33 protein-coding genes are annotated in these 24,347 nt (G+C 57.9%); 12 read left to right on the top strand and 21 right to left on the bottom strand.

From position 1 onward, the window contains the following. Positions 1 to 320 precede the first annotated feature (320 nt). Together AC2FJ6_RS18880 and AC2FJ6_RS18875 are read left to right on the top strand one after the other, a co-directional pair. Complete coding sequence (locus AC2FJ6_RS18880) at positions 321 to 611, top strand: hypothetical protein (protein ID WP_170775348.1); 291 nt, start codon at positions 321 to 323, stop codon at positions 609 to 611. A gap of 33 nt (positions 612 to 644) precedes the next feature. Continuing rightward, positions 645 to 1,187 carry a hypothetical protein gene (locus AC2FJ6_RS18875; protein ID WP_480878092.1) on the top strand — a complete coding sequence of 181 codons (543 nt, stop codon included), beginning with the start codon at positions 645 to 647 and terminating at the stop codon, positions 1,185 to 1,187. On the opposite strand, the gene AC2FJ6_RS18870 is transcribed toward AC2FJ6_RS18875, so the two are convergent. Further along, positions 1,184 to 1,948: a sulfite exporter TauE/SafE family protein gene (locus AC2FJ6_RS18870; protein ID WP_480878094.1), complete on the bottom strand. Its 765-nt coding sequence runs from the start codon at positions 1,946 to 1,948 to the stop codon at positions 1,184 to 1,186. The two genes, AC2FJ6_RS18875 and AC2FJ6_RS18870, sit on opposite strands and share 4 nt — an antisense overlap. A gap of 144 nt (positions 1,949 to 2,092) precedes the next feature. Here AC2FJ6_RS18870 and AC2FJ6_RS18865 point away from each other — a divergent pair, with 144 nt between their 5' ends. The 3 genes from AC2FJ6_RS18865 (at position 2,093) to AC2FJ6_RS18855 (ending at position 4,925) form a co-directional block, all read left to right on the top strand. Then, positions 2,093 to 3,784 carry an acyl-CoA dehydrogenase family protein gene (locus AC2FJ6_RS18865; protein WP_170775344.1) on the top strand — a complete coding sequence of 564 codons (1,692 nt, stop codon included), beginning with the start codon at positions 2,093 to 2,095 and terminating at the stop codon, positions 3,782 to 3,784. Between the two features lie 151 nt (positions 3,785 to 3,935). Then, positions 3,936 to 4,490, top strand: coding sequence for a YajG family lipoprotein (locus tag AC2FJ6_RS18860; RefSeq protein ID WP_170775342.1), 555 nt, complete (start codon positions 3,936 to 3,938; stop codon positions 4,488 to 4,490). Between the two features lie 42 nt (positions 4,491 to 4,532). Next, positions 4,533 to 4,925 carry an META domain-containing protein gene (locus AC2FJ6_RS18855; protein WP_170775339.1) on the top strand — a complete coding sequence of 131 codons (393 nt, stop codon included), beginning with the start codon at positions 4,533 to 4,535 and terminating at the stop codon, positions 4,923 to 4,925. On the opposite strand, the gene recO is transcribed toward AC2FJ6_RS18855, so the two are convergent. The 13 genes from recO to folK all read right to left on the bottom strand — a co-directional run bounded on the left by recO (position 4,909) and on the right by folK (position 15,216). Beyond that, positions 4,909 to 5,634 carry a DNA repair protein RecO gene (gene recO, locus AC2FJ6_RS18850; protein WP_170775337.1) on the bottom strand — a complete coding sequence of 242 codons (726 nt, stop codon included), beginning with the start codon at positions 5,632 to 5,634 and terminating at the stop codon, positions 4,909 to 4,911. The two genes, AC2FJ6_RS18855 and recO, sit on opposite strands and share 17 nt — an antisense overlap. Before the next feature lie 663 nt (positions 5,635 to 6,297). Continuing rightward, positions 6,298 to 6,522, bottom strand: coding sequence for a hypothetical protein (locus AC2FJ6_RS18845; protein ID WP_496669684.1), 225 nt, complete (start codon positions 6,520 to 6,522; stop codon positions 6,298 to 6,300). A gap of 69 nt (positions 6,523 to 6,591) precedes the next feature. Beyond that, positions 6,592 to 6,921, bottom strand: coding sequence for a DUF1491 family protein (locus AC2FJ6_RS18840; RefSeq protein WP_170775332.1), 330 nt, complete (start codon positions 6,919 to 6,921; stop codon positions 6,592 to 6,594). Positions 6,922 to 6,976: 55 nt separating this feature from the next. Next, positions 6,977 to 7,885, bottom strand: a complete 909-nt coding sequence (gene era, locus AC2FJ6_RS18835) for a GTPase Era (RefSeq protein WP_170775330.1) — start codon at positions 7,883 to 7,885, stop codon at positions 6,977 to 6,979. A gap of 227 nt (positions 7,886 to 8,112) precedes the next feature. Beyond that, positions 8,113 to 8,793, bottom strand: a complete 681-nt coding sequence (gene rnc, locus AC2FJ6_RS18830) for a ribonuclease III (protein ID WP_170775328.1) — start codon at positions 8,791 to 8,793, stop codon at positions 8,113 to 8,115. Beyond that, positions 8,790 to 9,629 carry a signal peptidase I gene (lepB, locus tag AC2FJ6_RS18825; protein WP_170775326.1) on the bottom strand — a complete coding sequence of 280 codons (840 nt, stop codon included), beginning with the start codon at positions 9,627 to 9,629 and terminating at the stop codon, positions 8,790 to 8,792. Before lepB ends, rnc begins: the two co-directional genes overlap by 4 nt. Positions 9,630 to 9,682: 53 nt before the next feature. Then, a complete protein-coding gene (gene acpS, locus AC2FJ6_RS18820) occupies positions 9,683 to 10,105 on the bottom strand; it encodes a holo-ACP synthase (protein ID WP_170356731.1) in 423 nt (140 codons plus the stop codon). Beyond that, positions 10,102 to 10,506 (bottom strand): hypothetical protein, encoded by a 405-nt coding sequence (locus AC2FJ6_RS18815; protein ID WP_170775324.1) that lies wholly within the window; start codon positions 10,504 to 10,506, stop codon positions 10,102 to 10,104. Before AC2FJ6_RS18815 ends, acpS begins: the two co-directional genes overlap by 4 nt. Positions 10,507 to 10,579: 73 nt before the next feature. Further along, positions 10,580 to 11,332 (bottom strand): pyridoxine 5'-phosphate synthase, encoded by a 753-nt coding sequence (locus AC2FJ6_RS18810; protein WP_170775322.1) that lies wholly within the window; start codon positions 11,330 to 11,332, stop codon positions 10,580 to 10,582. Next, positions 11,325 to 12,023, bottom strand: coding sequence for a DUF2062 domain-containing protein (locus AC2FJ6_RS18805; protein ID WP_170775320.1), 699 nt, complete (start codon positions 12,021 to 12,023; stop codon positions 11,325 to 11,327). Before AC2FJ6_RS18805 ends, AC2FJ6_RS18810 begins: the two co-directional genes overlap by 8 nt. A gap of 16 nt (positions 12,024 to 12,039) precedes the next feature. Beyond that, complete coding sequence (locus AC2FJ6_RS18800) at positions 12,040 to 14,172, bottom strand: RelA/SpoT family protein (protein ID WP_170775318.1); 2,133 nt, start codon at positions 14,170 to 14,172, stop codon at positions 12,040 to 12,042. 26 nt (positions 14,173 to 14,198) lie between these two features. After that, the gene (gene rpoZ, locus AC2FJ6_RS18795) at positions 14,199 to 14,552 is read right to left on the bottom strand and encodes a DNA-directed RNA polymerase subunit omega (protein WP_170356736.1); all 354 of its coding nucleotides are present in this window, start codon (positions 14,550 to 14,552) and stop codon (positions 14,199 to 14,201) included. Positions 14,553 to 14,646: 94 nt separating this feature from the next. Beyond that, positions 14,647 to 15,216 carry a 2-amino-4-hydroxy-6-hydroxymethyldihydropteridine diphosphokinase gene (folK, locus tag AC2FJ6_RS18790; protein WP_496669683.1) on the bottom strand — a complete coding sequence of 190 codons (570 nt, stop codon included), beginning with the start codon at positions 15,214 to 15,216 and terminating at the stop codon, positions 14,647 to 14,649. A 140-nt stretch (positions 15,217 to 15,356) separates the two neighbouring features. Here folK and AC2FJ6_RS18785 point away from each other — a divergent pair, with 140 nt between their 5' ends. The 6 genes from AC2FJ6_RS18785 to AC2FJ6_RS18760 all read left to right on the top strand — a co-directional run bounded on the left by AC2FJ6_RS18785 (position 15,357) and on the right by AC2FJ6_RS18760 (position 19,189). After that, the gene (locus AC2FJ6_RS18785) at positions 15,357 to 15,929 is read left to right on the top strand and encodes a LabA-like NYN domain-containing protein (RefSeq protein ID WP_170775314.1); all 573 of its coding nucleotides are present in this window, start codon (positions 15,357 to 15,359) and stop codon (positions 15,927 to 15,929) included. A 188-nt stretch (positions 15,930 to 16,117) separates the two neighbouring features. Then, positions 16,118 to 17,068 carry a 4-hydroxy-3-methylbut-2-enyl diphosphate reductase gene (gene ispH / locus AC2FJ6_RS18780; protein ID WP_170775311.1) on the top strand — a complete coding sequence of 317 codons (951 nt, stop codon included), beginning with the start codon at positions 16,118 to 16,120 and terminating at the stop codon, positions 17,066 to 17,068. Beyond that, on the top strand, positions 17,065 to 17,517 hold the full coding sequence (locus AC2FJ6_RS18775) for a DUF3429 domain-containing protein (RefSeq protein WP_170775309.1): 453 nt from the start codon (positions 17,065 to 17,067) through the stop codon (positions 17,515 to 17,517). Before ispH ends, AC2FJ6_RS18775 begins: the two co-directional genes overlap by 4 nt. Next, the gene (locus AC2FJ6_RS18770; RefSeq protein WP_331252145.1) at positions 17,514 to 18,101 is read left to right on the top strand and encodes a class I SAM-dependent methyltransferase; all 588 of its coding nucleotides are present in this window, start codon (positions 17,514 to 17,516) and stop codon (positions 18,099 to 18,101) included. The genes AC2FJ6_RS18775 and AC2FJ6_RS18770 overlap by 4 nt, the downstream gene beginning before the upstream one ends. Continuing rightward, positions 18,094 to 18,561, top strand: coding sequence for a ribonuclease HI (gene rnhA / locus AC2FJ6_RS18765; RefSeq protein WP_170775307.1), 468 nt, complete (start codon positions 18,094 to 18,096; stop codon positions 18,559 to 18,561). Before AC2FJ6_RS18770 ends, rnhA begins: the two co-directional genes overlap by 8 nt. 28 nt (positions 18,562 to 18,589) lie before the next feature. After that, positions 18,590 to 19,189, top strand: a complete 600-nt coding sequence (locus tag AC2FJ6_RS18760; RefSeq protein ID WP_170775305.1) for a COG3904 family protein — start codon at positions 18,590 to 18,592, stop codon at positions 19,187 to 19,189. Between the two features lie 2 nt (positions 19,190 to 19,191). Here the strand turns inward: AC2FJ6_RS18760 and speB are convergent, their stop codons facing one another. The 6 genes from speB to def (AC2FJ6_RS18730) all read right to left on the bottom strand — a co-directional run bounded on the left by speB (position 19,192) and on the right by def (AC2FJ6_RS18730) (position 22,521). Next, positions 19,192 to 20,013: an agmatinase gene (gene speB, locus AC2FJ6_RS18755; RefSeq protein ID WP_170787299.1), complete on the bottom strand. Its 822-nt coding sequence runs from the start codon at positions 20,011 to 20,013 to the stop codon at positions 19,192 to 19,194. A gap of 62 nt (positions 20,014 to 20,075) precedes the next feature. Continuing rightward, positions 20,076 to 20,312, bottom strand: a complete 237-nt coding sequence (locus AC2FJ6_RS18750) for a GlsB/YeaQ/YmgE family stress response membrane protein (RefSeq protein ID WP_170791620.1) — start codon at positions 20,310 to 20,312, stop codon at positions 20,076 to 20,078. A 1-nt stretch (position 20,313) separates the two neighbouring features. After that, a complete protein-coding gene (locus AC2FJ6_RS18745; protein WP_170775300.1) occupies positions 20,314 to 20,550 on the bottom strand; it encodes a hypothetical protein in 237 nt (78 codons plus the stop codon). A 5-nt stretch (positions 20,551 to 20,555) separates the two neighbouring features. Further along, positions 20,556 to 21,470: a methionyl-tRNA formyltransferase gene (gene fmt, locus AC2FJ6_RS18740; RefSeq protein WP_480878120.1), complete on the bottom strand. Its 915-nt coding sequence runs from the start codon at positions 21,468 to 21,470 to the stop codon at positions 20,556 to 20,558. A 41-nt stretch (positions 21,471 to 21,511) separates the two neighbouring features. Then, positions 21,512 to 22,006 carry a peptide deformylase gene (def, locus tag AC2FJ6_RS18735; RefSeq protein ID WP_170791623.1) on the bottom strand — a complete coding sequence of 165 codons (495 nt, stop codon included), beginning with the start codon at positions 22,004 to 22,006 and terminating at the stop codon, positions 21,512 to 21,514. Then, positions 22,003 to 22,521 (bottom strand): peptide deformylase, encoded by a 519-nt coding sequence (gene def, locus AC2FJ6_RS18730; RefSeq protein WP_170791624.1) that lies wholly within the window; start codon positions 22,519 to 22,521, stop codon positions 22,003 to 22,005. The genes def (AC2FJ6_RS18735) and def (AC2FJ6_RS18730) overlap by 4 nt, the downstream gene beginning before the upstream one ends. A gap of 94 nt (positions 22,522 to 22,615) precedes the next feature. Here def (AC2FJ6_RS18730) and AC2FJ6_RS18725 point away from each other — a divergent pair, with 94 nt between their 5' ends. After that, the gene (locus AC2FJ6_RS18725) at positions 22,616 to 23,788 is read left to right on the top strand and encodes a MalY/PatB family protein (protein WP_170775292.1); all 1,173 of its coding nucleotides are present in this window, start codon (positions 22,616 to 22,618) and stop codon (positions 23,786 to 23,788) included. Positions 23,789 to 23,824: 36 nt separating this feature from the next. Here the strand turns inward: AC2FJ6_RS18725 and AC2FJ6_RS18720 are convergent, their stop codons facing one another. After that, the gene (locus AC2FJ6_RS18720; protein WP_170775290.1) at positions 23,825 to 24,178 is read right to left on the bottom strand and encodes a hypothetical protein; all 354 of its coding nucleotides are present in this window, start codon (positions 24,176 to 24,178) and stop codon (positions 23,825 to 23,827) included. Between the last annotated feature and the right edge of the window lie 169 nt (positions 24,179 to 24,347).

Raw genomic sequence — 24,347 nt, 5'->3', positions numbered from 1 at the left:
TTTGAGGAGTCTCACCGCATCGTGATCACGCATAAGTTGTAATATGCACGTTGTATTTACAATGCCGTTGCCCGAAGTGTCGGATTGAGGTATCTCACCATGTCATTAGCATGACAAAACCCGGCGCTTGACGCGCCGGGCAAAACCAAAAAAACCTAAGGGTTGCCTGATCGCACACTCACATTTGCGAATTTGGCTGCCTAATCAAGTACTAAAGAACCAAAAAAGGGGATGAGTGTCAATATGAGACGTGCTGGAAAATTCTGAGACCGGTATGTTTCTTCCGCTTCATAAACTCGGCGGGCGACACAGGAGACAACATGACTGAGATTTCGAAACTGACAGAACTTCGCAAGCTGATGCAAAGCATGGAGCGCACATTGGGGCTGGAGCAACTCTCTCCGGTTGAGCGCGACATCTACTACGCAGCGGAAGAACTGTCGAAGAATGATCAAGAAGTCCGCACATTCGGTCTGATCGAACACACGCTGGTACAAAGCGTCTCTCGCCCAACGTTTTTCCGGGCGCTGAAATCGCTGGTACAAAAGGGATACCTGTCTCAAAGCGGCAACTCAAATCGGGGCCGATATATCGTTCATGCCCCAAGATGATGCCCCCAATGCGCGCGGCGATGGCTGACCATCGTGCGCAAATGGGCCTCTGAAACCTTCTTCGCCTCGTTGGCTTATGTCGTGGCATCATTCCTCACGTTCGAGGTTTTGATGCCGCTGCAAAACCTGTTCTTCCCAGAATATCCAAGCCGGGCCAGTCTTCTGTTTCTTCCGCATGGCGTGCGGGTTCTTTCTGCATGGTTGTTGGGATGGCGAGCCATCTTCGCGCTGCTGCCAGGTGTTTTCATTGTATTCGCCGTCATCGGCGGAGCCGACGTATTTTTACCCAGCCGACTTGCTGCAATAACAATTGCCGTTACGACGGTTCCAGCAGTGTTCTACTTGCTGAAGTGGGCCGGTTGGGACCTATTCCCACGCAGCGACCGCAAACCCTGCTGGGCTTGTATCATGGGTGTAGGAGTCATCACGTCCTTCCTTGTCTCAGGCCTGACCAATATGGCTTTTGGCAGCGCCCGCGTTGAATACGTCGCCTATTTAATCGGCGATATCTCGGGTTTGTTCTTCCTTATGCTCGGGCTCTACTTTGCGTTTCGGTTTGCAGATAGGCGTGCCTAGCCAAAGACGGCACGCCGCAACAGATTTAGCCCCCCAAACAGCAACACCAGCAATGTAATCTTGCGAAAACGCGCCTGATCAATACGGGCTTGCAACCGCAGCCCAATCCACATTCCGGCAAGCGCAGGGACAACCAAGATCGCTGAAAAAGGCACCGTCTCGGCGCGCAGAATTCCTGAACCCAGATGCGCCACGACCAGCGCCACGGCGCCCAACCCATAAATAACGCCTTGCACCCGCATTTGAATGTCTTTTGGCGTGTTCATCGCCGTCAGGTAAAGCACCGTCGGCGGCCCCCAAATCCCCGAAATCCCTCCGACAAACCCAGCAACGGCACCAATCGTGGCTTCAATCCATCGAGACGGCTCCGAAAGCGTCAACTTCAGCCCAGCAACCTGAATCAGCGCAAAAAATGTCACCGGAATGCCGATCAAAAACAGAAACGTGGTCTCGGGGACAAGACTGACCAGCATCGCGCCAGTCAGGAGAAACAGAAGTCCGGTTAGCAAGAAAACGCGAAACTGGCGCACTGCATCGACAGCAGCCGGAAGCCCGCCGCGAAGAGCCTGAACGACGTTTGTTACCAATGCAGGCAGGATCAATCCGGCCAACGCCAGTTGCGGTGGTAAAAAAATGCTCATCCCCGACATCAGAACCATCGGCATGGCAAAACCGACCATACCCTTGATCCATCCCGCTGCAAAAGCCACGAGCAGCGCGAACAGAAAATCCTGTGGAGATAAAAGCGAAAACAGCGTCATCCACCCGTGATATCACTCCAGTCGGTTTCTGCATCGCAAAATCTCTTGAGTAATTATTGAACTTTTTTTTGCCTTTGCACGTATTTTTGTTGCGCTGCATGTGCAGCATGGTATGACCAATCGACCCAGAAAAGGACGTGATTCATGGCCCATGACGGACAGGATATGACCCAGATGACAGCATCCGCGATTTTGCCCGACCTACTGACACTGACCCGCGCCGCCGTTCCGGCTGTAGAGGCGGTGTTTGACCGCGCGCGCAAATCAGTGCGCGAAATGGTAAGCGCCGAGGGCCGGGTATCCGGAGCGTTGATCGAAGCCAACCAGACCGCCGCCCATGGCCTTGCATGGCTGGCCACCTACAACCAGTCTCTGCAACAGATGCAACGCTGGGCCGAAGCGCTGGAGGCCGACGGCAAGTTCGGCGAGATCGAACAGTTGCTGCACCAGATCGCCTTTGGCGAATACCTACATCAGGTCGCTGGCGGCATCCCCATGAATCAGGGCGAAGTTATCCGCCTGCAAGACATGGGTCTGGGATGGGACGCGCTGTCTGGTTTCCAAATTCCTGAAGTCCAGAGCCTGATGGCGCAGGCAAACTCGCAAGCCGCTCGTAGTCGCCTTGTCGAATTGATGGAGGATCAGGCTGGTGCCACAATGTTTGGCGCCTCAGGGTTGGATGAAGAACTGGAAATGATCCGCGACCAGTTTCGGCGCTATGCCGTCGAAAAGGTCGAGCCACACGCCCATGAATGGCACCTGAAAGACGAACTGATCCCGATGGAAATCATCGAGGAACTGGCCGAGATGGGCGTCTTTGGGCTGACCATCCCCGAGGAATTCGGCGGGTTCGGCCTGTCCAAAGCCTCGATGTGCGTGGTGTCCGAGGAACTGTCTCGTGGATATATCGGCGTGGGTTCTCTGGGCACGCGGTCCGAGATCGCGGCCGAGCTGATCATCGCCGGCGGCACGGACGAGCAGAAAGCCAACTGGCTGCCGAAACTGGCCAGCGCTGAAATCCTACCTACCGCCGTCTTCACCGAGCCCAACACCGGGTCCGACCTTGGCAGCCTGCGCACCCGCGCGGTCAAGAACGCCGATGGCGATTATGAAATCACCGGCAACAAAACCTGGATCACCCATGCGGCCCGGACCCATGTTATGACCCTGCTGGCCCGCACCAACCCCGACAGCACCGACCACCGTGGTCTGTCGATGTTCCTGGCCGAGAAAACGCCCGGAACAGATGAAGACCCTTTCCCAACCCCCGGCATGACCGGCGGCGAGATCGAGGTTCTGGGCTATCGCGGCATGAAGGAATACGAACTGGGCTTTGACGGTTTCAAGGTCAAGGGCGAAAACCTGCTGGGTGGCGAAGAAGGCAAAGGCTTTAAACAGCTGATGGAGACCTTCGAATCCGCCCGTATCCAGACCGCCGCCCGCGCCATTGGCGTGGCTCAGTCAGCGCTGGATATCGCCATGCAATACGCACAAGATCGTAAGCAGTTCAGCAAATCCCTGATCAACTTCCCGCGCGTCTCTGGCAAGCTTGCGATGATGGCGGTTGAGATCATGATCGCGCGCCAGCTGACCTATTTCAGCGCGTGGGAGAAAGACCACGGCCAGCGCTGTGATCTTGAGGCGGGCATGGCCAAGCTACTGGGTGCGCGCGTCGCTTGGGCTGCGGCGGATAACGGGCTGCAAATCCACGGCGGCAACGGCTTTGCGCTGGAATACAAGATCAGCCGCGTCCTATGTGACGCGCGGATTCTGAACATATTCGAAGGAGCTGCCGAAATTCAGGCGCAGGTTATCGCAAGACGTCTGCTGAGCTGAAACGGCATTCCTGTTTCCCCAACTTGACCCGGCGCACGCGCCGGGTCTTTTTTCTGCCATCGTTCCTCTGCCGCCGACCGAAAATAGCCCCCTGTACCTGCCCCTGGAATGCCGTTAATCAACGACGACACTCAGCAGGGTTTTCATCGTTATGATCCGACATTTTCTGGTCCTTTTCCTGACCTTCGCGGCGGTGGCATTGGCAGGGTGCGCAACGCAGCCTCCGACCGCCAGCCAGAACGAAATAGACGAGCTAGCCAGCGCGATCCGCAGCCTGAGCCCCACCGTGGACCCAACCGAAGCTCAAACAGCTGCAACCATCTCCTATACGTATTCTCAATACCTGGCGCGCGAATGGAATGTCACTGACTCGGCGATTATCCATAACGCCAAAGTCATAAACGGCCTGCGAGAAAAGGGGCTGTGTAACGATTGGGCAGAAGCCATGACAGCTCGTCTGCGGAAGGAAAACTTCGAAACGTTGGACTTGCACTGGGCGACGTCTCCGCCAACTGCGTTTCGCATCATCCACCATTCTGCACTGATCAGCGCCAAGGGGGCGCCCATGTACGAGGGGCTGATCCTTGATCCATGGCGCAATAGCGGTGCGCTAACCTGGGCCCCCACGCGCGAGGATACCCGGTACAACTGGCGCCCCCGCAGCGAGGTCAGGGCCGAGTTGATCAGTGGCGAGAACCCCTATTGAACCCAGCTTCCCACGGCGGCAACAGCGAGGTAGAAACCTCTCATGGTACGATTGATCCTGACATTTCCTCTGCTGGCTCTGTTTCAATGCGGCACGGATGAAACTGTCGCCAGCTATGGTGCAGCGGGTCAAATCTGGACCTTAAAGGAAATCGACAGCCAACCCTTTGCCGCGAGCGCGCAGTTGCAGTTCCATGGGGATGGCAAGATCAGCGGTCACGCGCCCTGCAACAGCTATAGCGGCACCTTGAACGCCCCCTACCCGTGGTTCGAAATCCAGGACCTGAGCGCAACACGTGCGGCTTGCGCGGGACTGGAAGCTGAAGGGATGTATTTTGCCGCTCTGCTGGCGATGACCCAATCTGAGGTCTCCGGCAATGTGCTGATCCTGCGCAACGAAGACGGGCATGAGATGGTGTTCACAGCCGCCGAGTGAAGCGCTCGACAAACCGGGTTCGCACTTCGGGCACTGGCTTATGCCCTAGCGCCGGGGCCAAATGGTTCTCAAGGAAATAGCCTGTCGTCTGCAGCCCCTGCGCGATCTCCTCATCCGGCGCGGATCCCTTGCCCCGTAAACAAGGTGGAAGCGGCAATAGCCGATCCGCCCATTCGCCTGCACCTTGGGCACTGACCGCGCGCCCGGTTTTGGGCGAGACATAGACCAGCCCCTCGGTCGATCCGGTCACAGCGCAACTAGACAAATCCAGCCCAAATCCAAGCTCTTCCAGCAACGCCAATTCCCAGAGCAGATAAGCCAAAGGCCAGACCTCATCCTGCCCCAGCAAATCCATCAACTGTTCCGAATGTTTGTAAATCGCCGGATGCGGCTCACGTTCAGGCAGGCAAAAGGACAGCAAGGCGACCACCGAATTCAACCCGGCCAGCGCCAGACGCCCTGAAAACGCCGCGGCCGCGCGAGATCGGAGCGGCTCGACCTGAAACGTCCCGATATGTTCTTCAAGCCGCGCCCGCCACAACACATCCAATTGCGCGCCTGGTTGCAGGATTGGCGCGATCTTGCGACTGGTCCCACCTCGCACAACGCCCGCATGCCGACCATGGGCTTGGGTAAATACCTCAATGATCGCCGCCGTCTCACCATGTCGGCGAGTGGTCAAGAGTATGCCGTGATCGCGCCAGTCCACTGTTTTGCTACCAGGCAGGAACGCAGATTGAGAAAAATCGAAAAAGGCTGAGCCCGTCGTACATTTATTATCCAAAACGTTTGTTAAAGATACTCACCATTATTCTAGTTTCGACGCGCCACCAACGATCTTGGATCAAGCTGTTTTCCCACGGTACAGACACGGTTCCGCCGCTTGCTAGAGCAATTGTACTCCACCGCTGCAATCGGCTCGACTCGCAGGCTGTCTGACTGCTTACCGTATCGAGAAGCTAAAATAGCTCGGGCTGAATCTACAGCCTGTTCCATTGTCTGCGTTCTGGCGGGAATGACATACACCACCCCCCGCTTCGCCACAAATGCGTAGGTCCCCCCGTTCGGCAGCACTTTGGAGTTACCTCCTCTTTGACCTTCAAACAACACGAATTGACCACCAGAATGGACAGGAACACTATCCAACATAGCGCCAGGAGCACCACTTTTCCTTTTCCGCGATATCCACTCTGCACCTATGTTGAAGCCAAATGGGCCCATGACGTAACCGCCGTTATCCCCCCTGCACTTTTTTGTAGTCCCGTTCTTAACAGGACAAAACACGCCACCGGCAAATGGCATTTGACCCGTTCCGAAGTGCAATATCATCAGATGCACGTCGTTTGCGCTCAACTGCTTCTGAGGCCTACTATCACTTGCGCCCCCCAAGGGTTGTTGAGCAATCGCTATCGAAGGTAATTGCAATGCGACAATCAAAGAAAGGCCTAAACCCAAAAAGCAGGTCTTCAGGAAGTTCAAATCGATCTCCTGTTTTTAGAGAAACTGCGTCAATACCAATAGATTTTTTTATCGCAGCGGCATCGCACACACCTAAGAAAATAGGATGCCGAGCCTGAGTGAAGAAGAAATCACTCATTCGGGGTCAGCACCAATCAACCAAGAAATTGTTGCTTTCCAAACACAAAAACGGCTTGGCTCCGTGGGCCTATAGCAACCCCTCTTCCCCCAGCAGATGACGCCCTTGCCGATCCTCGACCTCGATTACCCAAAGGTCAGGATCAAAACTACGTTGTTTCGCGATGGCAGCATCGACATCCCTTTCGGACCCCGAGGTTAGCTCGACCCATTTCCGCTCACCGCTCAACAGATCGAAGCTGCGGTGAAAAGCTGTGGCCTGCCCGTCCAGCGTGTTCAGCTTGATCAGGACGGCCCCTGCGGTATCATCGCCATGTGCGACGACAAAAGCGGGTATTTCCTGAAACCGCAATCGGGCCAGATAGGCGTGAACCCAAAACTCTGCGGTCAGACGGGCCATGTGCGCCATCCATCGACAAGCGCCGAGAATTTTCGTCGAACATTCTTAGCCCGTGTCATGCGTTGCCGTCTTTGAAATCCAGACCCATTTCCGAATACCGCTCGGATTCCTCCAGCCAGTTAGGCCGGACTTTCACTTGCAGAAACAGATGGATTTTGCGGTCGAGAAACTCTTCCAGTTCAGCGCGGGCAGCCTGACTGACGGCTTTAATCGTCTCGCCCCGCTTGCCCAGCACTATGCCCTTGTGACCGTCGCGCATGACGTAGATGACCTGATCAATCTTGGCCGAGCCGTCTTTGCGCTCTTCCCAATTCTCAGTCTCGACGGTCAGTTGGTATGGCAGTTCCTGATGCAGGCGCAGGGTTAGCTTTTCACGCGTCATCTCGGCTGCGATCATGCGCAGCGGCAGATCAGCAATCTGGTCTTCGGGGTAGAGCCATGGGCCTTCGGGCAGTTCGCGTGCCAGCCATTGGCGCAGGTCGTCGACACCGTGACCTTTTTCTGCGGAAATCATAAAAGTCTCGGAAAAAGAATAGCGTGCGTTCAGGTCGCTCGTCAGCGCCAGCAGTTTTTCCGAAGGCACTTTGTCTATCTTGTTGATCGCAAGCGCGACGGTACGGCTTTGACCAATTTCCTCGAGCCCTTCGAGGATACGTTCAACGCCTTCTGTGATACCGCGATGGGCCTCGATCATCAAAACGACGACATCCGCATCAGCTGCCCCGCCCCAGGCTGCGGCGACCATGGCGCGGTCAAGACGGCGGCGGGGTTTGAACAGGCCAGGCGTATCGACAAAAACCAACTGTGCGTCGCCTTCCATCGCCACGCCCCGGATGCGGGCGCGGGTTGTTTGTACCTTATGCGTCACGATCGAGACCTTGGCCCCGACCATGCGGTTCAGAAGGGTGGATTTGCCCGCGTTGGGCTCTCCGATCAGGGCGATAAATCCGGCACGTGTGGTCATGTGTATTGCGATCCTGTTTGCAAGTGCGCACCCCTATAGCAGAAAGCACCGGCGGGCCAGAGGGTTTTGACAGGGTGAGCGTGTGTGGATCATCGCGCCTGTGTGCTTCGAATTGGCTGCGCCAATCCGACCGGGAGGGGGCCAGCCCCCTCGCCCGGATTTTATCCGGGCTCACCCCCGGGATATTTTTGGCCAGATGAAGGGGATCCGGGCAGAAACGAGTGGGACTATTTAGGTAGGCTGTCCAGCAAGGCCTTGGCCGCTGCTTGTTCCGCTTGGCGTTTGGAACCTGCGGTTGCCTGCGCTTCGGCACCGTCTTGCAGACGGGCCGCGATGGTGAAGATCGGGGCGTGATCGGGGCCGCTGCGTTTGATTTCAACGTAAGAGGGCGGCTTTTGGCCGCGTGCTTGCGCCCATTCCTGAAGTGATGTTTTTGCGTCGCGCGCGTCGGCCTCGACCTTGTGGATCCGGTCGCCCCAGAGGCGCAGGATCACGTCGCGGGCGGCCTCGAACCCGGCATCGCGGTATATGGCGGCGATCACCGCCTCCATCGCGTCGCCCAATAGGGCTTGTTTGCGGCGGCCACCGGACAGCATTTCTGACCGACCCAGTTTCAGCACCGCACCCAAATCGATCTGACGAGCGACATCGGCGCAGGCCTCTTTTCGCACAAGCGCGTTGAAACGGGGGGCTAATTGCCCCTCTGACGCCTTCTTGTCGGCTTCCAGCAGGGCTGTTGCCATAACCAAACCCAACACGCGGTCGCCCAGAAATTCGAGCCTCTGGTTATCGGGGCGCGTCGGCGAGGACACCGAGCCATGGGTCAAAGCGCGCAGCAGCAATTCAGGGTCGGAAAATTGGTACCCCAAACGTTGCTGAAACGCTTTTATCTCGGCCGAAAGTTTCAATTCACCGCCTTGAAGAACCGATCCCCGCGCCAGGTCCAGAAGAAGAGCATCGACCGGCCAGCGGACGAGAACATGATCCGGTCCGCCCGACCGATCAGGTCCTGATAAGGGACAAATCCCACTCCGCCCGCGGATTGCGGCAGGCGGCTGTCGCTGGAGTTGTCGCGGTTGTCGCCCATGAAGAAATAGTGGCCTTCAGGCACGGTGTAGATTCCGGTATTGTCCGACCCTTGGTTGCCGATATTCAGCACGTCATACGAGACTCCATTGGGCAGGGTTTCGATCATCCGCGATTTTTCGCAGCGACCGCCAAACCCGACCGGGCCATTTTCACAGCGCGGGCGCAACCCTTGCGAACCCTGAGGCTCGGCCAATTCGGTGAACACACCATCGGGTTTTTGCGGAACCGGCGTTCCGTTCAGAATGATCTGACCCTCGCGGATCTGAATTCGGTCACCCGGCAAGCCGATCAGACGTTTGATGTAGTCGCGACCATTGACCGGGTGACGGAACACAATCACATCGCCGCGCTCGGGTTCACCGCCCCAGATACGCGTGTCTTCATCGCCCGGCAGCCAGCCGCAGATATCCTCGGCATCGATGTTGAGGCCAAAGCGGGGAATGATCAGGCTGGGACAGGAGGCGTAGGAATAGCCATAGGCCATCTTGTTGACGAACAGAAAATCCCCGATCAGCAGGGTCTGTTTCATCGACCCCGAGGGAATCCAGAAAGGTTGAAAGAACAGTGTGCGGAATACGCCTGCGATCAGCAAAGCGTAGACGATGGTTTTGATCGTCTCCCATACGGGATTTCCGGTTTTGACGTCCTCGGCCATACTGCTCTCCGGTCCTTGGTTTGTTGGGGTGCTACATGCGGGGCGCAGAGAGGTTAGTCAAGGCTGGCCGCTGCGTTCGTGATGGCGCGCGCCTCAATCACTACGAAAGCCTGCGCCCAAGGGTGGTCGTCGGTCAGGGTGACGTGAATGATTGCCTCATGGCCTTCGGGGGTCATCTCGCGCAGGCGCTCGGCGGCCCAGCCGGTGACATGCATTACCGGCTGGCCGGTGTTAAGGTTGGTGACGGCCATGTCCTTCCACGCGATGCCCATGCGCAGGCCAGTGCCCAACGCCTTGGAGCACGCCTCTTTCGCGGCCCAGCGCTTGGCATAGGTGCCAGCCGTGTCATGGCGACGTTCGGCCTTGCGCTGTTCGGTGTCGGTGAAGACACGATTGCGGAACCGGTCGCCGAACCGGTCTAGTGTACCCTGAATACGCTCTATATTTGCGAGGTCTGTGCCGATGCCTAGGATCATTTCGCGCTTTCTTTGCTACGCCGTCTGGCAATCGCCCTGAGTTCCATTTTGGTCGACAGATAGAATAGAACGCTGTTGGCGAAGAAAGCAAAAATCGCCAGATACAGCATAAGGCTGCCCATATAGCCACCTCTGTGCCAATACATCAGAAGCGACATATCGACCGGTCCGATATTGCTGATCGCCAAAATCAGATAGGCCGCAGCGTTCACGATCATGAATATCACGGTCCCCGCAACCGCAAAGCAAAGCACCTCGCGCAAGTGCGGCATTCGGCCCATCGACCGCGCTGTGCCGCAGCCCGTTATCATCGCTGCGGCAATCGCACACAGGAAAGGAATCCCCACATTCGCCAAATTGAGCCCGGTCACATGCCACAGAACGACAATAGCGATCGGCATTAAAAACCGGACTTGGACAAGCAAGACGCTGTAGCGCCACAAATTGTTCGAATCCATAGCGTTACCTTAACGATCAGACGACTACCCGCGCCTCATCCATCAGCCGTCTCATCTCGGCAATCGCCGGGGTCAGGCCGCGAAAGATAGCCTCGCCGATCAAAAAGTGGCCGATGTTCAACTCGCGCACCTCGGGGAAAGCCGCGACGGGCTGCACGGTGTCATAGGTCAGGCCATGGCCGGCGTGTACCTCCAGCCCGAGCGAATGGGCAAATGCGGACATCTCGCGCAGGCTGTCCAGCTCTTGGTTGGCTACGTCTGGGTGGCCGTCGGAGACAGCGTCGCAATAAGCGCCCGTGTGCAGCTCGATCACCTCAGCACCGATACGGTGCGCGGCTTCGATCTGGCGTTGGTCGGCGGCGATGAAAATAGACACGCGGCAGCCAACGTCGCGCAGGGGGGCGATGAAATGGGCCAGCTTGTTTTCCTCGCGCGCGACTTCCAAACCGCCCTCGGTCGTCCGTTCTTCGCGCTTTTCGGGAACGATGCACACCGCATGCGGTTTGTGCCGCAGGGCGATCTGCTGCATCTCGGGCGTCGCAGCCATTTCAAAGTTCAGGGGCACCGACAGCACCTCCATCAGCCCGTCGATATCGGCGTCCGAGATATGGCGGCGATCTTCGCGCAGATGGGCCGTGATGCCATCAGCCCCGGCCTCTTCCGCCAGCTTGGCGGCGCGCAGAGGGTCAGGGTACGCCCCACCGCGCGCGTTGCGCACGGTTGCTACGTGGTCGATATTCACGCCCAGACGCAGGATATTGTCAGACATCGTTTGATTCCTTTGCCGAATTCTGGCCCGAGCCTAGTGGTTTTGGAACCGAAACGGCAGGCTTGGATTCAGCCAACCGCCGGATTTCGTCGAACTTGGCTTTGATCTTGGCCCGGCGGCGCTGCTGATAGGTTCGGATCAACGGCAGGCTCAGGTAGTGACACACAGCCCCGGCGACAAGACCGGGCAGAATCCCCCCAACCAGATAGGGAAAAAACACCTCATCATAAAAGATCCTTAGCCCGTACCAGTCGGCCATGCGGTCGGTGAAGATCGCCAGAAAATTGTTCTTCAGATCGCCGAGCGCACCAGCGAATTTGCCCATCAGACCGTGGGTGTCACCTTCTTCGAATTTGGTACCCAGAATGAAGTGGCCGGTTTGCAGGCTGACAACGCCGATCGGGACATATGTCAACGGATTACCAAAGAATGTCCCACTCAGCGCAGCCAGAATATTGCCATTAATCAACCGCGCCAGAAGGGCGGCAACCACAAAGTGCAGGCTATAAAAGGGCGTGAAGGCAGCAAACACCCCTGCCCCGATCCCACGTGCGATACGTTCCGGGGAATCGGGCAACCGGCGTACACGGTGTTTGACATAGTGAAAGGCTCGGGTCCATCCGCCACGGGGGTAGACGAATTCAGATGCGATCTGGACAGGCGAGCGTCGATCTCGGCGCTTGAATACCACTCCTGATCACCCCTTCTCAGCCAGCCGCCACGGCGGTCTTGGACCTGTCCCTGAACCGTTCCACCGCCGCTACGTCGCTTTCGGCTTCAAGCATCAGCATCAGCGAATGCAGCTGTTCGAGATCACGCAGTTCGACACTGATCAACAATCGGTAAAAATCCGGTTTGCGATCAACGAATTCCAAGTTTGAGATATTGGCCTTTTTCTCGCCAATCAATGTGCAAATACGCCCCAGTACGCCCGCATCATTCCCGATGGTCAACTCCAGCGTTGCACCGTAGACCGCCGGATGGGTTCCGGTATGCCAATGCAGGTCAACCCACCGCTCGGGCTCGCCCTCGAACTCGGTCAGACGATTACAGTCGATGGCGTGAACCACCACGCCTTTGCCGCGATAGGTAATGCCGACGATGCGTTCACCAGGTAGAGGCTGACAGCACGGCGCGCGGTCAAATTTCTGCCCCGGCTCAAGCCCGATTACGGCACGGCGCAACGGGATGGCGTCGCCTTCATCCTGCGTCAGTTCCGGGTAAACGGCGCTGACCACATCATGGGCGGTCAGTTCGGCGCTGCCTAGCCGGGCCAACAGTTCGTCTCGATCCTTCAGGCGCAAGTGTTTAGCGGCCGTCTCCAGCGCCTTGTCTGTGGCCTTGCGCCCCACATGTTCGAAGCCCGAGCGCGCCAGTTCTTTGCCCAGTTTGATAAAGCGCTCGCGATCCACCTCTCGCAAAGCGCGCCGGATGGCGGTGCGGGCCTTGCCGGTGACAGCAATCTCAAGCCAAGTGACCTGCGGGGTCTGACCGTCCGCGGTGATGACATCAACCGATTGGCCGTTCTTGATCCGGGTCCATAGCGGAACCCTGATACCATCTACCTTGGCGCCAACGCAGGCATGACCGATCCGTGTGTGGATCGCATAAGCGAAATCTATTGGTGTCGCCCCACGCGGCAGTTTCACCACATCGCCCTTGGGTGTGAAGCAGAACACCTGGTCCGAATACATCTCAAGCTTAACTGCTTCGAGGAAATCCTCGTGGTCATCCTCACTATCGAACTGCTCGGTCAGGTTCGCGATCCACTTGGCTGGATCGACTGCAAACGGGTTTTCCGACCGCACCCCATCCCGATAAGACCAATGCGCCGCCACACCCGTCTCAGCCACGTCGTGCATCTGACGGGTACGGATTTGCACCTCGACGCGCTTACCGTCGCGCCCCGACACTGTGGTGTGAATCGAGCGGTAGCCGTTGGATTTTGGCTGGCTGATATAGTCCTTGAACCGCCCCGGCACCGCACGCCAGCGTTGGTGGATTGCGCCCAACGTCCGGTAACAATCTTCTTCCGTCTGGGTGATGATGCGGAACCCGTATATGTCGGACAGGCGCGAGAACCCCTGATCCTTTTCCTGCATCTTGCGCCAGATCGAATAGGGTTTCTTTGCGCGGCCAAAGACCTCGGCTTCGATCCCGGCTTTTTCCAGCTCGAACCGCATGTCGCCCGTGATCCGGTGGATCACATCGCCGGTTTCACGTTGCAGAGTGATGAACCGCCGGATGATCGACTGGCGGCCTTCGGGATTCAGCACGCGGAAAGCCAGGTCCTCCAGCTCTTCGCGCATCCATTGCATCCCCATCCGGCCGGCAAGCGGCGCGTAGATATCCATTGTCTCGCGCGCCTTGACGATCTGCTTTTCCGGGCGCATCGCCTTGATCGTGCGCATATTGTGCAGACGGTCGGCCAGCTTGACCAGAATGACCCGCAAATCCTTGGACATGGCCATGAACAGTTTACGGAAATTCTCGGCCTGTTTGGTTTCGCGGCTGGACAGCTGCAAGTTGGTCAGCTTGGTGACCCCATCGACCAGCTTGGCCACTTCATCGCCAAACAGCTCGGACACCTTGCTGTAATTGGCTTTGGTGTCCTCGATCGTGTCATGCAGCAGCGCGGTAATGATCGTGGCATCATCCAGACGCTGTTCGGTCAGGATGGCGGCAACGGCAACGGGATGAGTGAAATAGGGCTCGCCCGAGTGGCGAAACTGACCTTCGTGCATCTGTTTCCCAAACTCATAAGCTCGGGTTATGCGGTCAGCATTTGTCTTGGGGTTGTAGTTGCGGACCAGCGCAATCAGGTCTTCAGCAGAAATCATCCGGTCCGCACCTTCGTCTTTGGGGATTACCCCTGGCCTTGAGCCTCCATCAGAGCGCGCAGCAGCTTCTCTTCGGACATGTCGTCATCGGCGGGCTTGTCGGATTCCGCACCCATCAGCAGAGCCATCTGATCCTCTTCAGGCTCGTCAACCTCGATCTGGGTCTGGTTGGCCTCGATCAGGCGCTCGCGCAGCTCATCAGCGCTTTGGGTTTCATCGGCGATTTCGCGCAGCGACACGACCGGGTTCTTGTCGTTGTCGCGGTCCACGGTGATCGCGGCACCGGCTGAAATCTCACGCGCACGATGGGCGGCAAGCATCACCAGCTCAAACCGGTTTTGTACCTTGTCTACGCAATCTTCTACCGTCACGCGGGCCATGGGGCGCTCTCCGTTTCTGAATCCATGTCAGGAAGAGGTTTATCTAAGGGCGAATCCCCGCCTTGACAAGCAAGAAATGCTGCAAATGCACCCTTCACAAAGGGGTGACAGAGGCAATTTCATCGGCAGGTAGCTGCGCCAGCATTTCCCGAACGCTCTGACCCAAGACTGGATGCTCCCAATCCGGGGCGATATCGGCCATCGGAACCAGCACAAATGCGCGATCCTGAAGCCGCGGATGCGGCAGAATCAACTGGTCCGGTGCGCGTTGCATCTGGTCATCTTGCGGCAGTGTCCTCCAGCGTTCGTACTCCGTCCGGTCGGGCAATACGCTGTCACCAAAACACACCAGATCCAAATCCAGCGTCCGCATCCCCCAGCGCTGAATCCGCTCGCGCCCGAATTCCTTCTCCACCTCATGCAGCAGATGCAGCAATTCGGACGGCGTCTTTTCTGTCTCAATCAAAGCTGCGGCATTAACATAGTCTGGCCCCGCGCCGGCTGGGAAACACGGTGTCTCAAAAAAGCGGCTGACCGCGCGAATCACCACCCCCTGACGCTTTAGTGCGTCAAGAGCCTTCTCAAGTGTCACCTTGGGCCCATAACCTCTCAAATTGAGATTTGCACCCAGTGCGATCACCGATTCTGACGTAATCTTGCGCATTCTACTCCCTATATTCGGTGAATTGCATACTTGCGATACACATTAAAAACACTAATTATAGGCGTATCAGCGCGCCGCCTATTTCCTAAGCTCACTCACGTAACACCCGGCGTTCTGGTAGATACCGGAAGGACCTATTTATGTTTTATAAAGACGAACGGCTAGCGCTGTTCATCGACGGCTCGAATCTTTATGCGGCCGCAAAAGCACTGGGGTTTGACATCGACTACAAATTGCTGCGCCAAGAATTCATGCGTCGCGGCAAGATGCTTCGTGCTTTCTACTACACAGCGCTACTGGAAAATGACGAGTATTCCCCGATCCGACCCCTGGTGGACTGGCTGCATTACAACGGCTTCACCATGGTGACGAAACCCGCCAAGGAATACACCGACAGCATGGGGCGTCGGAAAGTCAAAGGGAACATGGATATCGAACTGACCGTCGATGCCATGGAACTGGCACCGCGCGTTGATCATATCGTGCTGTTTTCGGGCGATGGGGATTTCCGCCCGCTGATTGCCAGCCTGCAACGTCAGGGCGTGCGCGTTTCGGTCGTCTCGACCATCCGCAGCCAGCCGCCGATGATCTCGGACGAGCTCCGCCGCCAAGCCGACAACTTCATCGAGCTGGAGGATTTGCGCGACGTAATCGGCCGCCCTCCGCGTGACGTCCCGATGGAGCCGCGCAGCGTCGCGGCAAGTGGGCAGTAACACCGCCCCCGTCAGTTAGGCTTAAAAATCGACGCGGTCGGGGCAAATGCCCTGACCGCGTTGCTTAAACTAGGAACAGGTGCTGAAACATCTGATTGCTAACACTGATTCATGTCAGTTGAATGACACAGTCCTGTCTGGACCATGGCGAGGAAAAGACCTACCTGTGGCCGTAAGGAGTATGTGACATGAACAAGCCCCCGCTGACCTTGTATCTTGCCGCCCCGCGCGGGTTTTGCGCCGGTGTGGACCGGGCGATCAAAATCGTCGAGATGGCCCTGCAAAAATGGGGCGCGCCGGTTTATGTGCGCCACGAGATCGTGCACAACAAGTTCGTGGTCGACGGTTTACGCGAAAAAGGCGCGGTGTTTGTCGAGGAACTGGACGAATGCCCCGATGATCGCCCGGTGATTTTCTCGGCCCATGGCGTGCCAAAATCCGTCCCGGCCACAGCCGCACAGCGCGAAATGATCTATGTCGACGCCACCTGCCCTCTGGTCTCCAAGGTCCATGTCGAGGCGCAGCGCCATGCTGAGGCCGGGTTGCAGATGATCATGATCGGCCACAAGGGCCATCCCGAAACCGTCGGCACGATGGGGCAACTGCCCGAGGGCGAAGTTCTGCTAGTCGAAACGGTCGAGGATGTGGCCACCGTTCAGGTGCGCAACCCCGAAAAGTTGGCCTTTGTCACTCAGACCACCCTGTCAGTCGATGACACCAAGGATATCATAGCCGCGCTTGAAGCCCGGTTTCCCGCCATCGTCGGCCCGCATAAAGAAGATATCTGCTACGCCACCACAAACCGGCAAGAGGCCGTCAAAGCCGTCGCCCCCAGATCCGACGCTTTGTTGGTTGTGGGCGCTCCAAACTCGTCAAACTCACGCCGCTTGGTCGAGGTCGCCGCGCGTGCTGGGTGCGACTATGCCCAACTGGTGCAACGGTCCACCGATATCGACTGGCGGGCGCTGAAAGGGATTTCCTCGGTTGCCATCACCGCCGGTGCTTCGGCCCCAGAAGTTCTGGTCAACGAGGTGATCGACGCATTTCGCGACCATTACGACGTGACGGTCGAGATGGTCGAAACCGCTGTTGAGAACGTCGAGTTCAAAGTCCCGCGCGTGCTGCGCGAACCGGCATGAGCGGCATACCAAGAGCCCCGTTATTTCTGGGGCTGGCCGGGCTGATCCCCTTTCTCTGGGGCGCACTGACCTACCTGAATGACGATCTGCACGCTTGGGGTACTCAGGCGCTTGGGGCTCGTTTTGTGGGGCCTTATGTGCAGTTGTTCTACGGCTCTGTCATCCTCAGCTTTATGTCCGGCGTGCTGTGGGGTTTTTCGACCAAGACATCTGGTAGCAAGGCGGCGACCTGCTATCTGCTCTCGGTTCTGCCCGCACTTTGGGCCTTTGCGAAAACGGGCGGCGGGCCGGTCGCTGCAGGCACCAACCTGATGTGGGGTTTTGCCGGGTTGCTTTTGCTGGACGCTGTGTTCTCATACTGGCGATTGACGCCGGTCTGGTGGATGCGTCTGCGCATGATGCTGACGGCCGTTGTTCTGGCCTGCTTAGCCGTTGGAGTGTACCTGTGACCGACAAGAGAACGATTGACGCCTACACTGCCCGCGTGGCCGAATATCTGAGCATCCCCCTGCCCCCCGAACAGATCGAAGCCCGCATGGCCTTTGCCGAAGCGGTTGCGGAAGGCGGTTATGTGCTGGATCTCGGTTCCGGCCCCGGATCGGACAGCGCCTTTCTACAACGCGAAGGGCTGCGTGTCCGTGCCCTTGATGCCACGCCCGCCTTTGTCGAACATGCGCAGCAGAACGGGATTGACGCGCGTCTGGGCACGTTTGACGACGTGACGGAAGAGGCTGAATATGACGGCATCTATGCCAGCTTTTCCCTGCTGCACGCCCCGCGCGCGGATTTTGCGCGGCATCTGTCCGCCATCCACAAAGCGCTGAAACCCGAGGGTGTTTTTTTTCTGGGCCTGAAACTGGGCACGGGTGAACATCGCGACGATCTGGATCGCTACTACACCTATTTTTCACAAACTGAAATCGAGGAGGCTATGACAAAGTCCGGGTTCACCATCGACCGGATCACGACGGGCGTGGGTGCCGGCCTTGCGGGTTCATATGACGGTTTCATTCTGGTGCTGGCCCATGCCTGAGCTGTTCGCCTATACGGACGGCGCATGTTCCGGCAATCCGGGCCCCGGCGGCTGGGGGGTTCTGCTGCGCGCGATGGATGGCGACAATGTCCTGAAAGAACGGGAACTCAGCGGCGGCGAGGCCGAAACCACAAACAACCGGATGGAGCTGCTGGCTGCGATCAGCGCGCTAGAAACATTGGAGCGGGCCTCGAAGATCACCGTTGTGACTGACAGCGCCTACGTGAAAAACGGCGTCACGGGGTGGATTTTCGGGTGGAAGCGGAACGGTTGGAAGACCTCGAACAAGAAGCCTGTTAAGAATGTAGATTTGTGGCAGCGGCTGGATGAGGCACAAACCCGCCATGACGTGACCTGGGAATGGGTCAAAGGTCACGCGGGCCATCCTGAAAACGAAAAAGCCGACGAGTTGGCCCGGACGGGCATGGCCCCGTTCAAACCCAAGAAAGCAAAGGCCTAGACGGCGCGCCAAAAGGAATACGCCTGCAATGAAACCACAGTTCTGCTTTGCAGTCAGTTTCGCCCTTATGGCCGGGTGTACCCCATCCTACGACGCCCTGCGGTTTGAGGCACAGAGCGACCGGATTGTCGCCTCGGGTACTATCGACCACACGTCCTTGGATGCCTTTCAGGAGGTCATCCGCAGCAATCCGCAGGTTAAAACCCTTGTCCTGCAATATATTGAAGGCTCCGTGGACGATGACGCAAATGTCGTCTTCTCGCGCGTTGTGCGGGAAATGGGGTTTGACACGATTGTTCCGTCGGACGGCATGGTGGCGTCGGGCGGCACGGACCTGTTTCTGGCAGGCAACCGCCGCGTTCTGGAACCTGGTGCCTGCGTTGGCGTGCACAGTTGGGGCGGCTGGAACATCGTGGCCACCGAAATCCCCAAAGACGACCCAGAGCATGACCGGTACCTGGACTACTATGCCGATATCGGTGTTGACCCGGCCTTCTACTGGTACACGCTTGACGCGGCCTCGGCCGAGGACATGCACTGGATGAGCGCGACCGAAGTTGAACGGTTCGCCCTCACGACCCGTAATGTGCCGCAACTTGGATCATCCGCAACCTGCGACGCACGATGACCTCAGCGTGACAGCAACCTGGCTCCGATCTCTTTGACGAATTTCGCAGCCACCATGGCCGTCATCCCATACGGGTCACGATGAGGATTCAATTCGACAATGTCAGCGCCGACCAACTGCCCCTTGAAACGGCGGATCAGGTTGATCACCTCGCGGGTGCTTAACCCACCGGGTTCATGATGCGACACGCCGGGCGCAAAGGCAGGGTCCAACGCATCCAGATCCAGGGAGAGGTAAACAGGGCCATCAAAGCTGATTTCAAGATCGGGGCGCCAGCTTTGCATGTCGATCACTTCGACGCCGAACTTGTCGGCCTGTTCCTGCTGGTGCTTGTTCATGGTACGGATACCAACCTGCACCAGACGGTTGATTGCGCAGGTCTCCATTACCCGCGCGAAGGGGCAGCCATGGCCCAGCGGACCGACCTGCTGACTGTCATACAAGTCGGGATGCGAGTCGATATGCAGGATGTTCAACCCCTCATACCGTTCCGAATGCGCCTTGATCAGCGGATAGGCAACCGAATGGTCCCCTCCCAGAGATAACAGTCGCGCACCGCTTGAAATCCGCGCAGCAGCACCGGCTTCGATCCGGTCAATAGGTTCCTGTCCGATCATCTCGAACACATCCAGGTCGCCTGTATCCTTGAAGCGGTCGGTCGCGCCGAGATCTGTGCCATCCTCTGCGGTCAGGTTAGCGGCTCCGGAATGCAGAGCCTCGCGAATACGACCAGGGGCAAAGGCGGGCCCTTGCAGAAACGAGGAATGAAGATCCAGAGGCACCCCCATAAGTGCGACGTCACCTGGGTTCAGATCCTGTGGCATGGAACACCTTTCAGATAAAATCTGCGGCGATCTGGCCGAATTGATTCCGAAAGGTCAAGAGGTCAACGGCGCAGGTATGTCTGCCAGATCCAGATCACCAACAACGCACCCAAAACCGCACCGACAAAGCCCGACAGCCAGCCCGCTACGGCGATCAATGCACGTAGAAGGAACCCGCCGACCAGCGCGCCAACGATGCCGATCAACATGGTTGTGGGAATATCGGCCTCGATCCGCATCAGTCGTGTCGCCAGAAACCCGGCGGCGGCTCCGATGATGACAAGGGCGATGACGGGCACGTTATTTCCTCCAATGAGTGGGCACGATGATCAGCGCCCCGATGGATGACAGGACCGCGTCCAGTCCGGGCGGGCCGAAGCTGATGCCAAACATGATGCGCACAAAGTAGAACAGGAACGCGCCGCCCACGCAAATGATGATCGAGGGCAGGTATCCATTGTGGGTAAATCCGGTTTTTTCAGCCAGATACCCCACGATCCCGGCAATCACGACGGTGCCCATCAATATCATGAACATCTGGTTTACTCCGAACTGAGCCGCGTTCCGGTCGAAACAGGCCACCCCCGCAAAAAGGTTTCAACATCCTGCGCCCCTTTCCCTGCCCGTTGCAGCCGCAAAAGGTCAACCGCGCCGTCGCCACAGGCCACGCGGAGTGTGTCATTCAGAACCTCTCCCGGAGCGCCCTGCCCAGCGGCCAGCCGAGAGGACAAAAGCTTGACCCGCTCGCCTTCGATCTCGGTCCAGGCGCCGGGGAACGGGGACAGGCCCCGGATTTGCCGATCAACCTCGGCGGCAGGACGCGCCCAGTCGACGCGCGCCTCGGATTTGTCGATCTTCGCAGCATAGGTCACGCCATCTTCAGGCTGAATCTCAGGGGTCAGGTTCGGCAGCTCCTCCAACGCTTCAACCACCATAGCAGCGCCCATTTCTGACAATCGATCATGAAGCTGCGCTGTGGTTTCCAGCGGCCCAATATCCGTAGCCCGACGCAACAAGACCGGGCCGGTATCCAGCCCGGCCTCCATCTGCATGATGCAGATACCCGTCTGAGCGTCGCCCGCCATGATCGCACGCTGAAGCGGAGCAGCCCCGCGCCAGCGCGGTAACAGGCTGGCGTGAATGTTCAAACAGCCATGTTTAGGCGCGTCCAAAATGGGCTGCGGCAACAGCAGGCCATAGGCGACAACGACTGCGACGTCTGCGTTCAAAGCCGCAAACGCCGCTTGTTCGTCGGGCGATTTCAGCGAGACCGGATGACGAACGTCGAACCCCAATACCTTGGCCCGTGCGTGAACCGGGGTGGGACGGTCCTTTTTGCCACGCCCTGCTGGGCGGGGCGGCTGGCAATAGACGGCGGCGATCTCATGTCCGGCGGCAACCAGAGCATCCAACACCGGTACCGAGAAGTCGGGCGTTCCCATGAAGATGATACGCATGAGGGGCCTCCGGAGGTTGGGGATGCTGGGCTGAAGCCCGATTACACGAGTTTCTTGGCTTTGCGCAGCAGCATGTCACGTTTGACTTTACTGAGCCGGTCGAAATACATCCGACCGTTCAGGTGGTCGATCTGATGTTGTACGCTGGTGGCTTCGATCCCCACAAAGTCACGACGATCAATCATGCCCTGTTCGTTCAAGAACTTCACCGTTACCGCACGCGGACGTTTCACCTTGGCCGAGACGCCGGGCAGGTTCGGGCTGGCCTCATCATGTTCACGTAGCTCAATCGAACTGTGCAGGATTTCGGGGTTCGCCAGACGAACGGCCCTGCCCCGCTCGGTCGAGCCATCCACCACGGCCAGCCGCAACATCACCCCGATCTGAGGCGCGGCGAGGCCGACGCCGGGCATCGCCTCCATCGTGTCGATCATGTCATTCCAGATGGCGCGAATTTCATCGGTGACCTCTGCCACGTCTTCCGCCTTGGTGCGCAGACGTTTGTCAGGCCAAGGCAGACAAGCGCGGACCGTCATGCGCGGGCCATTTCACGTTTCAACTTTTGCATTTTGCGCGTGATCATCTGGCGTTTCAGCGGTTTGAGATAGTCGATGAACAACTTACCGTTCAGATGGTCGAGCTCATGTTGCACACAGGTGGCCCAAAGGCCGTCGAAGGTTTCCTGCTGCGCGTTGCCGTCGCGGTCGATCCAGGCCACATCCACGACTTTGGGACGGGTGACCTCGGCATATTGCTCGGGGATCGACAGGCAACCTTCCTCGTACACATTCGTTTCGTCGGACGACGCGATGATCTCGGGGTTGAACATGATCAAGGGGCGCGGGGCCTCGCCCTCTTCCTTGACGCAATCCAGCACGATCAACCGATCCAGCACTCCGATCTGCGGCGCGGCCAACCCGACGCCGGGCGCGTCATACATCGTCTCCAGCATGTCGTCGGCCAGCTTGCGCAGCTCATCCGTCAGATCGGCCACGGGGGCACAGACCTTTTTCAGGCGGGGGTCGGGATGGATCAGAATAGTGCGTTTCATGAAGTTGATTTAGGCCATCGTGCGATCCGCCGCAACGCCCCCCTTGCACCTGCCGCGATTGTAACTAGCTTTCGTCGCGACAGATGGAGATGACATGACGTTCAACGACCTCACCGACCGCCGGGGCACCAACAGTTCAAAATGGGACAAGATGGAGCGCCTCTATGGCATTTCGCCAGATGACGGGCTGGCCATGTGGACTGCGGATTCTGATTATCGCACAGCGCCTTGCGTGATTGATGCCGTGCAACAGGCCGTCGATCACGGTGTGTTCGGCTATTCCTGGATGCATCCGGACTATCTGGCTTCGGTCCAGTGGTGGATGGTAAATCGCCACGGGTGGGAGATTGACACAGATTGGGTCCTGACGTCGCAGGGGTTGGGCAACGCGATCGCCCTGTGTCTGGATGTCTGGTCTCAGCCGGGCGACGGGATTGTGATCTTCTCCCCTGTTTACCATGAGTTCGCGCACAAAGTGAACAAATCCGGCCGCCGCGTGGTCGAATGCCCATTGGTGCGTGATGGTGAAAGCTATGCCGTTGACCTCGAGGATGCGCAATCGCGACTGGACGGGTCGGAAAAGATGCTGCTGTGGTGCTCACCGCAGAACCCCTCGGGCCGGGTCTGGACACCGGACGAGCTGCGCGCGGTCGCGGCGTTTGCCGAACGGAACGGGCTGATCCTGGTGTCGGATGAGATCCATCATGATCTGGTCTATCCCGGCAGCACCTTTGTGCCGATGGATGTTGCAGCACCTGATGCGCGCCCTTGGACGGTGACCCTGACGGCGGCTTCCAAGACCTTCAACATCGCCGGTCAACGCACCGGGAATATGATCATTCCCGATACTAAGCTGCGCGCGGACATGCGCCACCGCATTCAGGCGCTGGACTATGACCCCAGCGCGCTAGGTGTGGCGATGATCACCGCCGCCTACACGCCCGAGGGCGCCGCATGGGTCGACCAGCAGGTTGCGCATCTGGACGGAAACCGCAAACTGTTCGACGCGACGATTGCTGAAATCCCCGGCCTTTGGTCAATGCCGTTGCAATCCACTTATCTGGCCTGGGTCGATTTTTCGGGCACAGGCATGGACCATGCCGAGTTCACCCGACGTCTGCGAGAAGATGCCAAAATCGCCACCTCACCCGGCCCCGGCTTCGGAGCAGGCGGAGAAACCTTCGAGCGTTTCAACCTTGCTACTCAGCGCAGCCGTGTCGAGGACGCATGCGCCCGGCTGAAGCGTGCTTTTGCAGATTTGCAGTGATCGGAAGGCCCGGCGGTCTGTCCGTCGGGCATACCGTTAGTCCTTATGGCCTAGCAGCGCGATGGGCGCATCCGGCGCACGGTAGAAATCCAAAGGAGCCTTATCCGAGGCGGCAGTACTACGCTTGAACTCATACCGCATCTCACCCGCCTCATCTTCGTCAGCGATGATCAGGCATTGGTACAGATGGTTCGCACCGTCATAGATATCGACCAACCCGCGCAATTTCGGCGTCGTTGCGGCCTCAACCGTGAAGCCGTCTTTCCACAATCTCAGAATTTTATATGTATTGTCGCCGATTTCGACACGAAGGCGGCTGGTCTTTTTCAACCCCGCGATTCGCGCCGCATCCAATTCGGCGCTTATTTCCTTAGAAACATAGGTCGTCATAACAATTTTCCCCCGCAGTACATACTATTGTGAGCAACTCTTCGTAAAAATCCAATGAAGCTGAGAACCTGAAACAAACCGATTTCAATCTGTTGCGCGGAAATCCCGGATCGACCTGTGCAATGACGCAGGCAAGATGCGCGCGCCCTCGCATGGAACCGACCCGAGC

This window comes from Ruegeria sp. CDSA089 (genome assembly GCF_059612205.1).
Note: the sequence above shows the minus strand (reverse complement) of the source record. Positions and strands in the feature narration are given on the sequence as shown.

Bases quoted from the DNA above. Each gene is read 5' to 3' on its own strand.
- AC2FJ6_RS18880 (WP_170775348.1), top strand. From the start codon at position 321: ATGACTGAGATTTCGAAACTGACAGAACTTCGCAAGCTGATGCAAAGC.
- AC2FJ6_RS18870 (WP_480878094.1), bottom strand. From the start codon at position 1,948: ATGACGCTGTTTTCGCTTTTATCTCCACAGGATTTTCTGTTCGCGCTG.
- AC2FJ6_RS18865 (WP_170775344.1), top strand. From the start codon at position 2,093: ATGGCCCATGACGGACAGGATATGACCCAGATGACAGCATCCGCGATT.
- AC2FJ6_RS18860 (WP_170775342.1), top strand. From the start codon at position 3,936: ATGATCCGACATTTTCTGGTCCTTTTCCTGACCTTCGCGGCGGTGGCA.
- AC2FJ6_RS18855 (WP_170775339.1), top strand. From the start codon at position 4,533: ATGGTACGATTGATCCTGACATTTCCTCTGCTGGCTCTGTTTCAATGC.
- AC2FJ6_RS18845 (WP_496669684.1), bottom strand. From the start codon at position 6,522: ATGAGTGATTTCTTCTTCACTCAGGCTCGGCATCCTATTTTCTTAGGT.
- AC2FJ6_RS18840 (WP_170775332.1), bottom strand. From the start codon at position 6,921: ATGGCCCGTCTGACCGCAGAGTTTTGGGTTCACGCCTATCTGGCCCGA.
- era (WP_170775330.1), bottom strand. From the start codon at position 7,885: ATGACCACACGTGCCGGATTTATCGCCCTGATCGGAGAGCCCAACGCG.
- lepB (WP_170775326.1), bottom strand. From the start codon at position 9,629: ATGGCCGAGGACGTCAAAACCGGAAATCCCGTATGGGAGACGATCAAA.
- acpS (WP_170356731.1), bottom strand. From the start codon at position 10,105: ATGATCCTAGGCATCGGCACAGACCTCGCAAATATAGAGCGTATTCAG.
- AC2FJ6_RS18815 (WP_170775324.1), bottom strand. From the start codon at position 10,506: ATGCCGATCGCTATTGTCGTTCTGTGGCATGTGACCGGGCTCAATTTG.
- AC2FJ6_RS18810 (WP_170775322.1), bottom strand. From the start codon at position 11,332: ATGTCTGACAATATCCTGCGTCTGGGCGTGAATATCGACCACGTAGCA.
- AC2FJ6_RS18800 (WP_170775318.1), bottom strand. From the start codon at position 14,172: ATGATTTCTGCTGAAGACCTGATTGCGCTGGTCCGCAACTACAACCCC.
- rpoZ (WP_170356736.1), bottom strand. From the start codon at position 14,552: ATGGCCCGCGTGACGGTAGAAGATTGCGTAGACAAGGTACAAAACCGG.
- folK (WP_496669683.1), bottom strand. From the start codon at position 15,216: ATGCGCAAGATTACGTCAGAATCGGTGATCGCACTGGGTGCAAATCTC.
- AC2FJ6_RS18785 (WP_170775314.1), top strand. From the start codon at position 15,357: ATGTTTTATAAAGACGAACGGCTAGCGCTGTTCATCGACGGCTCGAAT.
- ispH (WP_170775311.1), top strand. From the start codon at position 16,118: ATGAACAAGCCCCCGCTGACCTTGTATCTTGCCGCCCCGCGCGGGTTT.
- AC2FJ6_RS18775 (WP_170775309.1), top strand. From the start codon at position 17,065: ATGAGCGGCATACCAAGAGCCCCGTTATTTCTGGGGCTGGCCGGGCTG.
- rnhA (WP_170775307.1), top strand. From the start codon at position 18,094: ATGCCTGAGCTGTTCGCCTATACGGACGGCGCATGTTCCGGCAATCCG.
- AC2FJ6_RS18760 (WP_170775305.1), top strand. From the start codon at position 18,590: ATGAAACCACAGTTCTGCTTTGCAGTCAGTTTCGCCCTTATGGCCGGG.
- speB (WP_170787299.1), bottom strand. From the start codon at position 20,013: ATGCCACAGGATCTGAACCCAGGTGACGTCGCACTTATGGGGGTGCCT.
- AC2FJ6_RS18745 (WP_170775300.1), bottom strand. From the start codon at position 20,550: ATGTTCATGATATTGATGGGCACCGTCGTGATTGCCGGGATCGTGGGG.
- fmt (WP_480878120.1), bottom strand. From the start codon at position 21,470: ATGCGTATCATCTTCATGGGAACGCCCGACTTCTCGGTACCGGTGTTG.
- def (WP_170791623.1), bottom strand. From the start codon at position 22,006: ATGACGGTCCGCGCTTGTCTGCCTTGGCCTGACAAACGTCTGCGCACC.
- def (WP_170791624.1), bottom strand. From the start codon at position 22,521: ATGAAACGCACTATTCTGATCCATCCCGACCCCCGCCTGAAAAAGGTC.
- AC2FJ6_RS18725 (WP_170775292.1), top strand. From the start codon at position 22,616: ATGACGTTCAACGACCTCACCGACCGCCGGGGCACCAACAGTTCAAAA.
- AC2FJ6_RS18720 (WP_170775290.1), bottom strand. From the start codon at position 24,178: ATGACGACCTATGTTTCTAAGGAAATAAGCGCCGAATTGGATGCGGCG.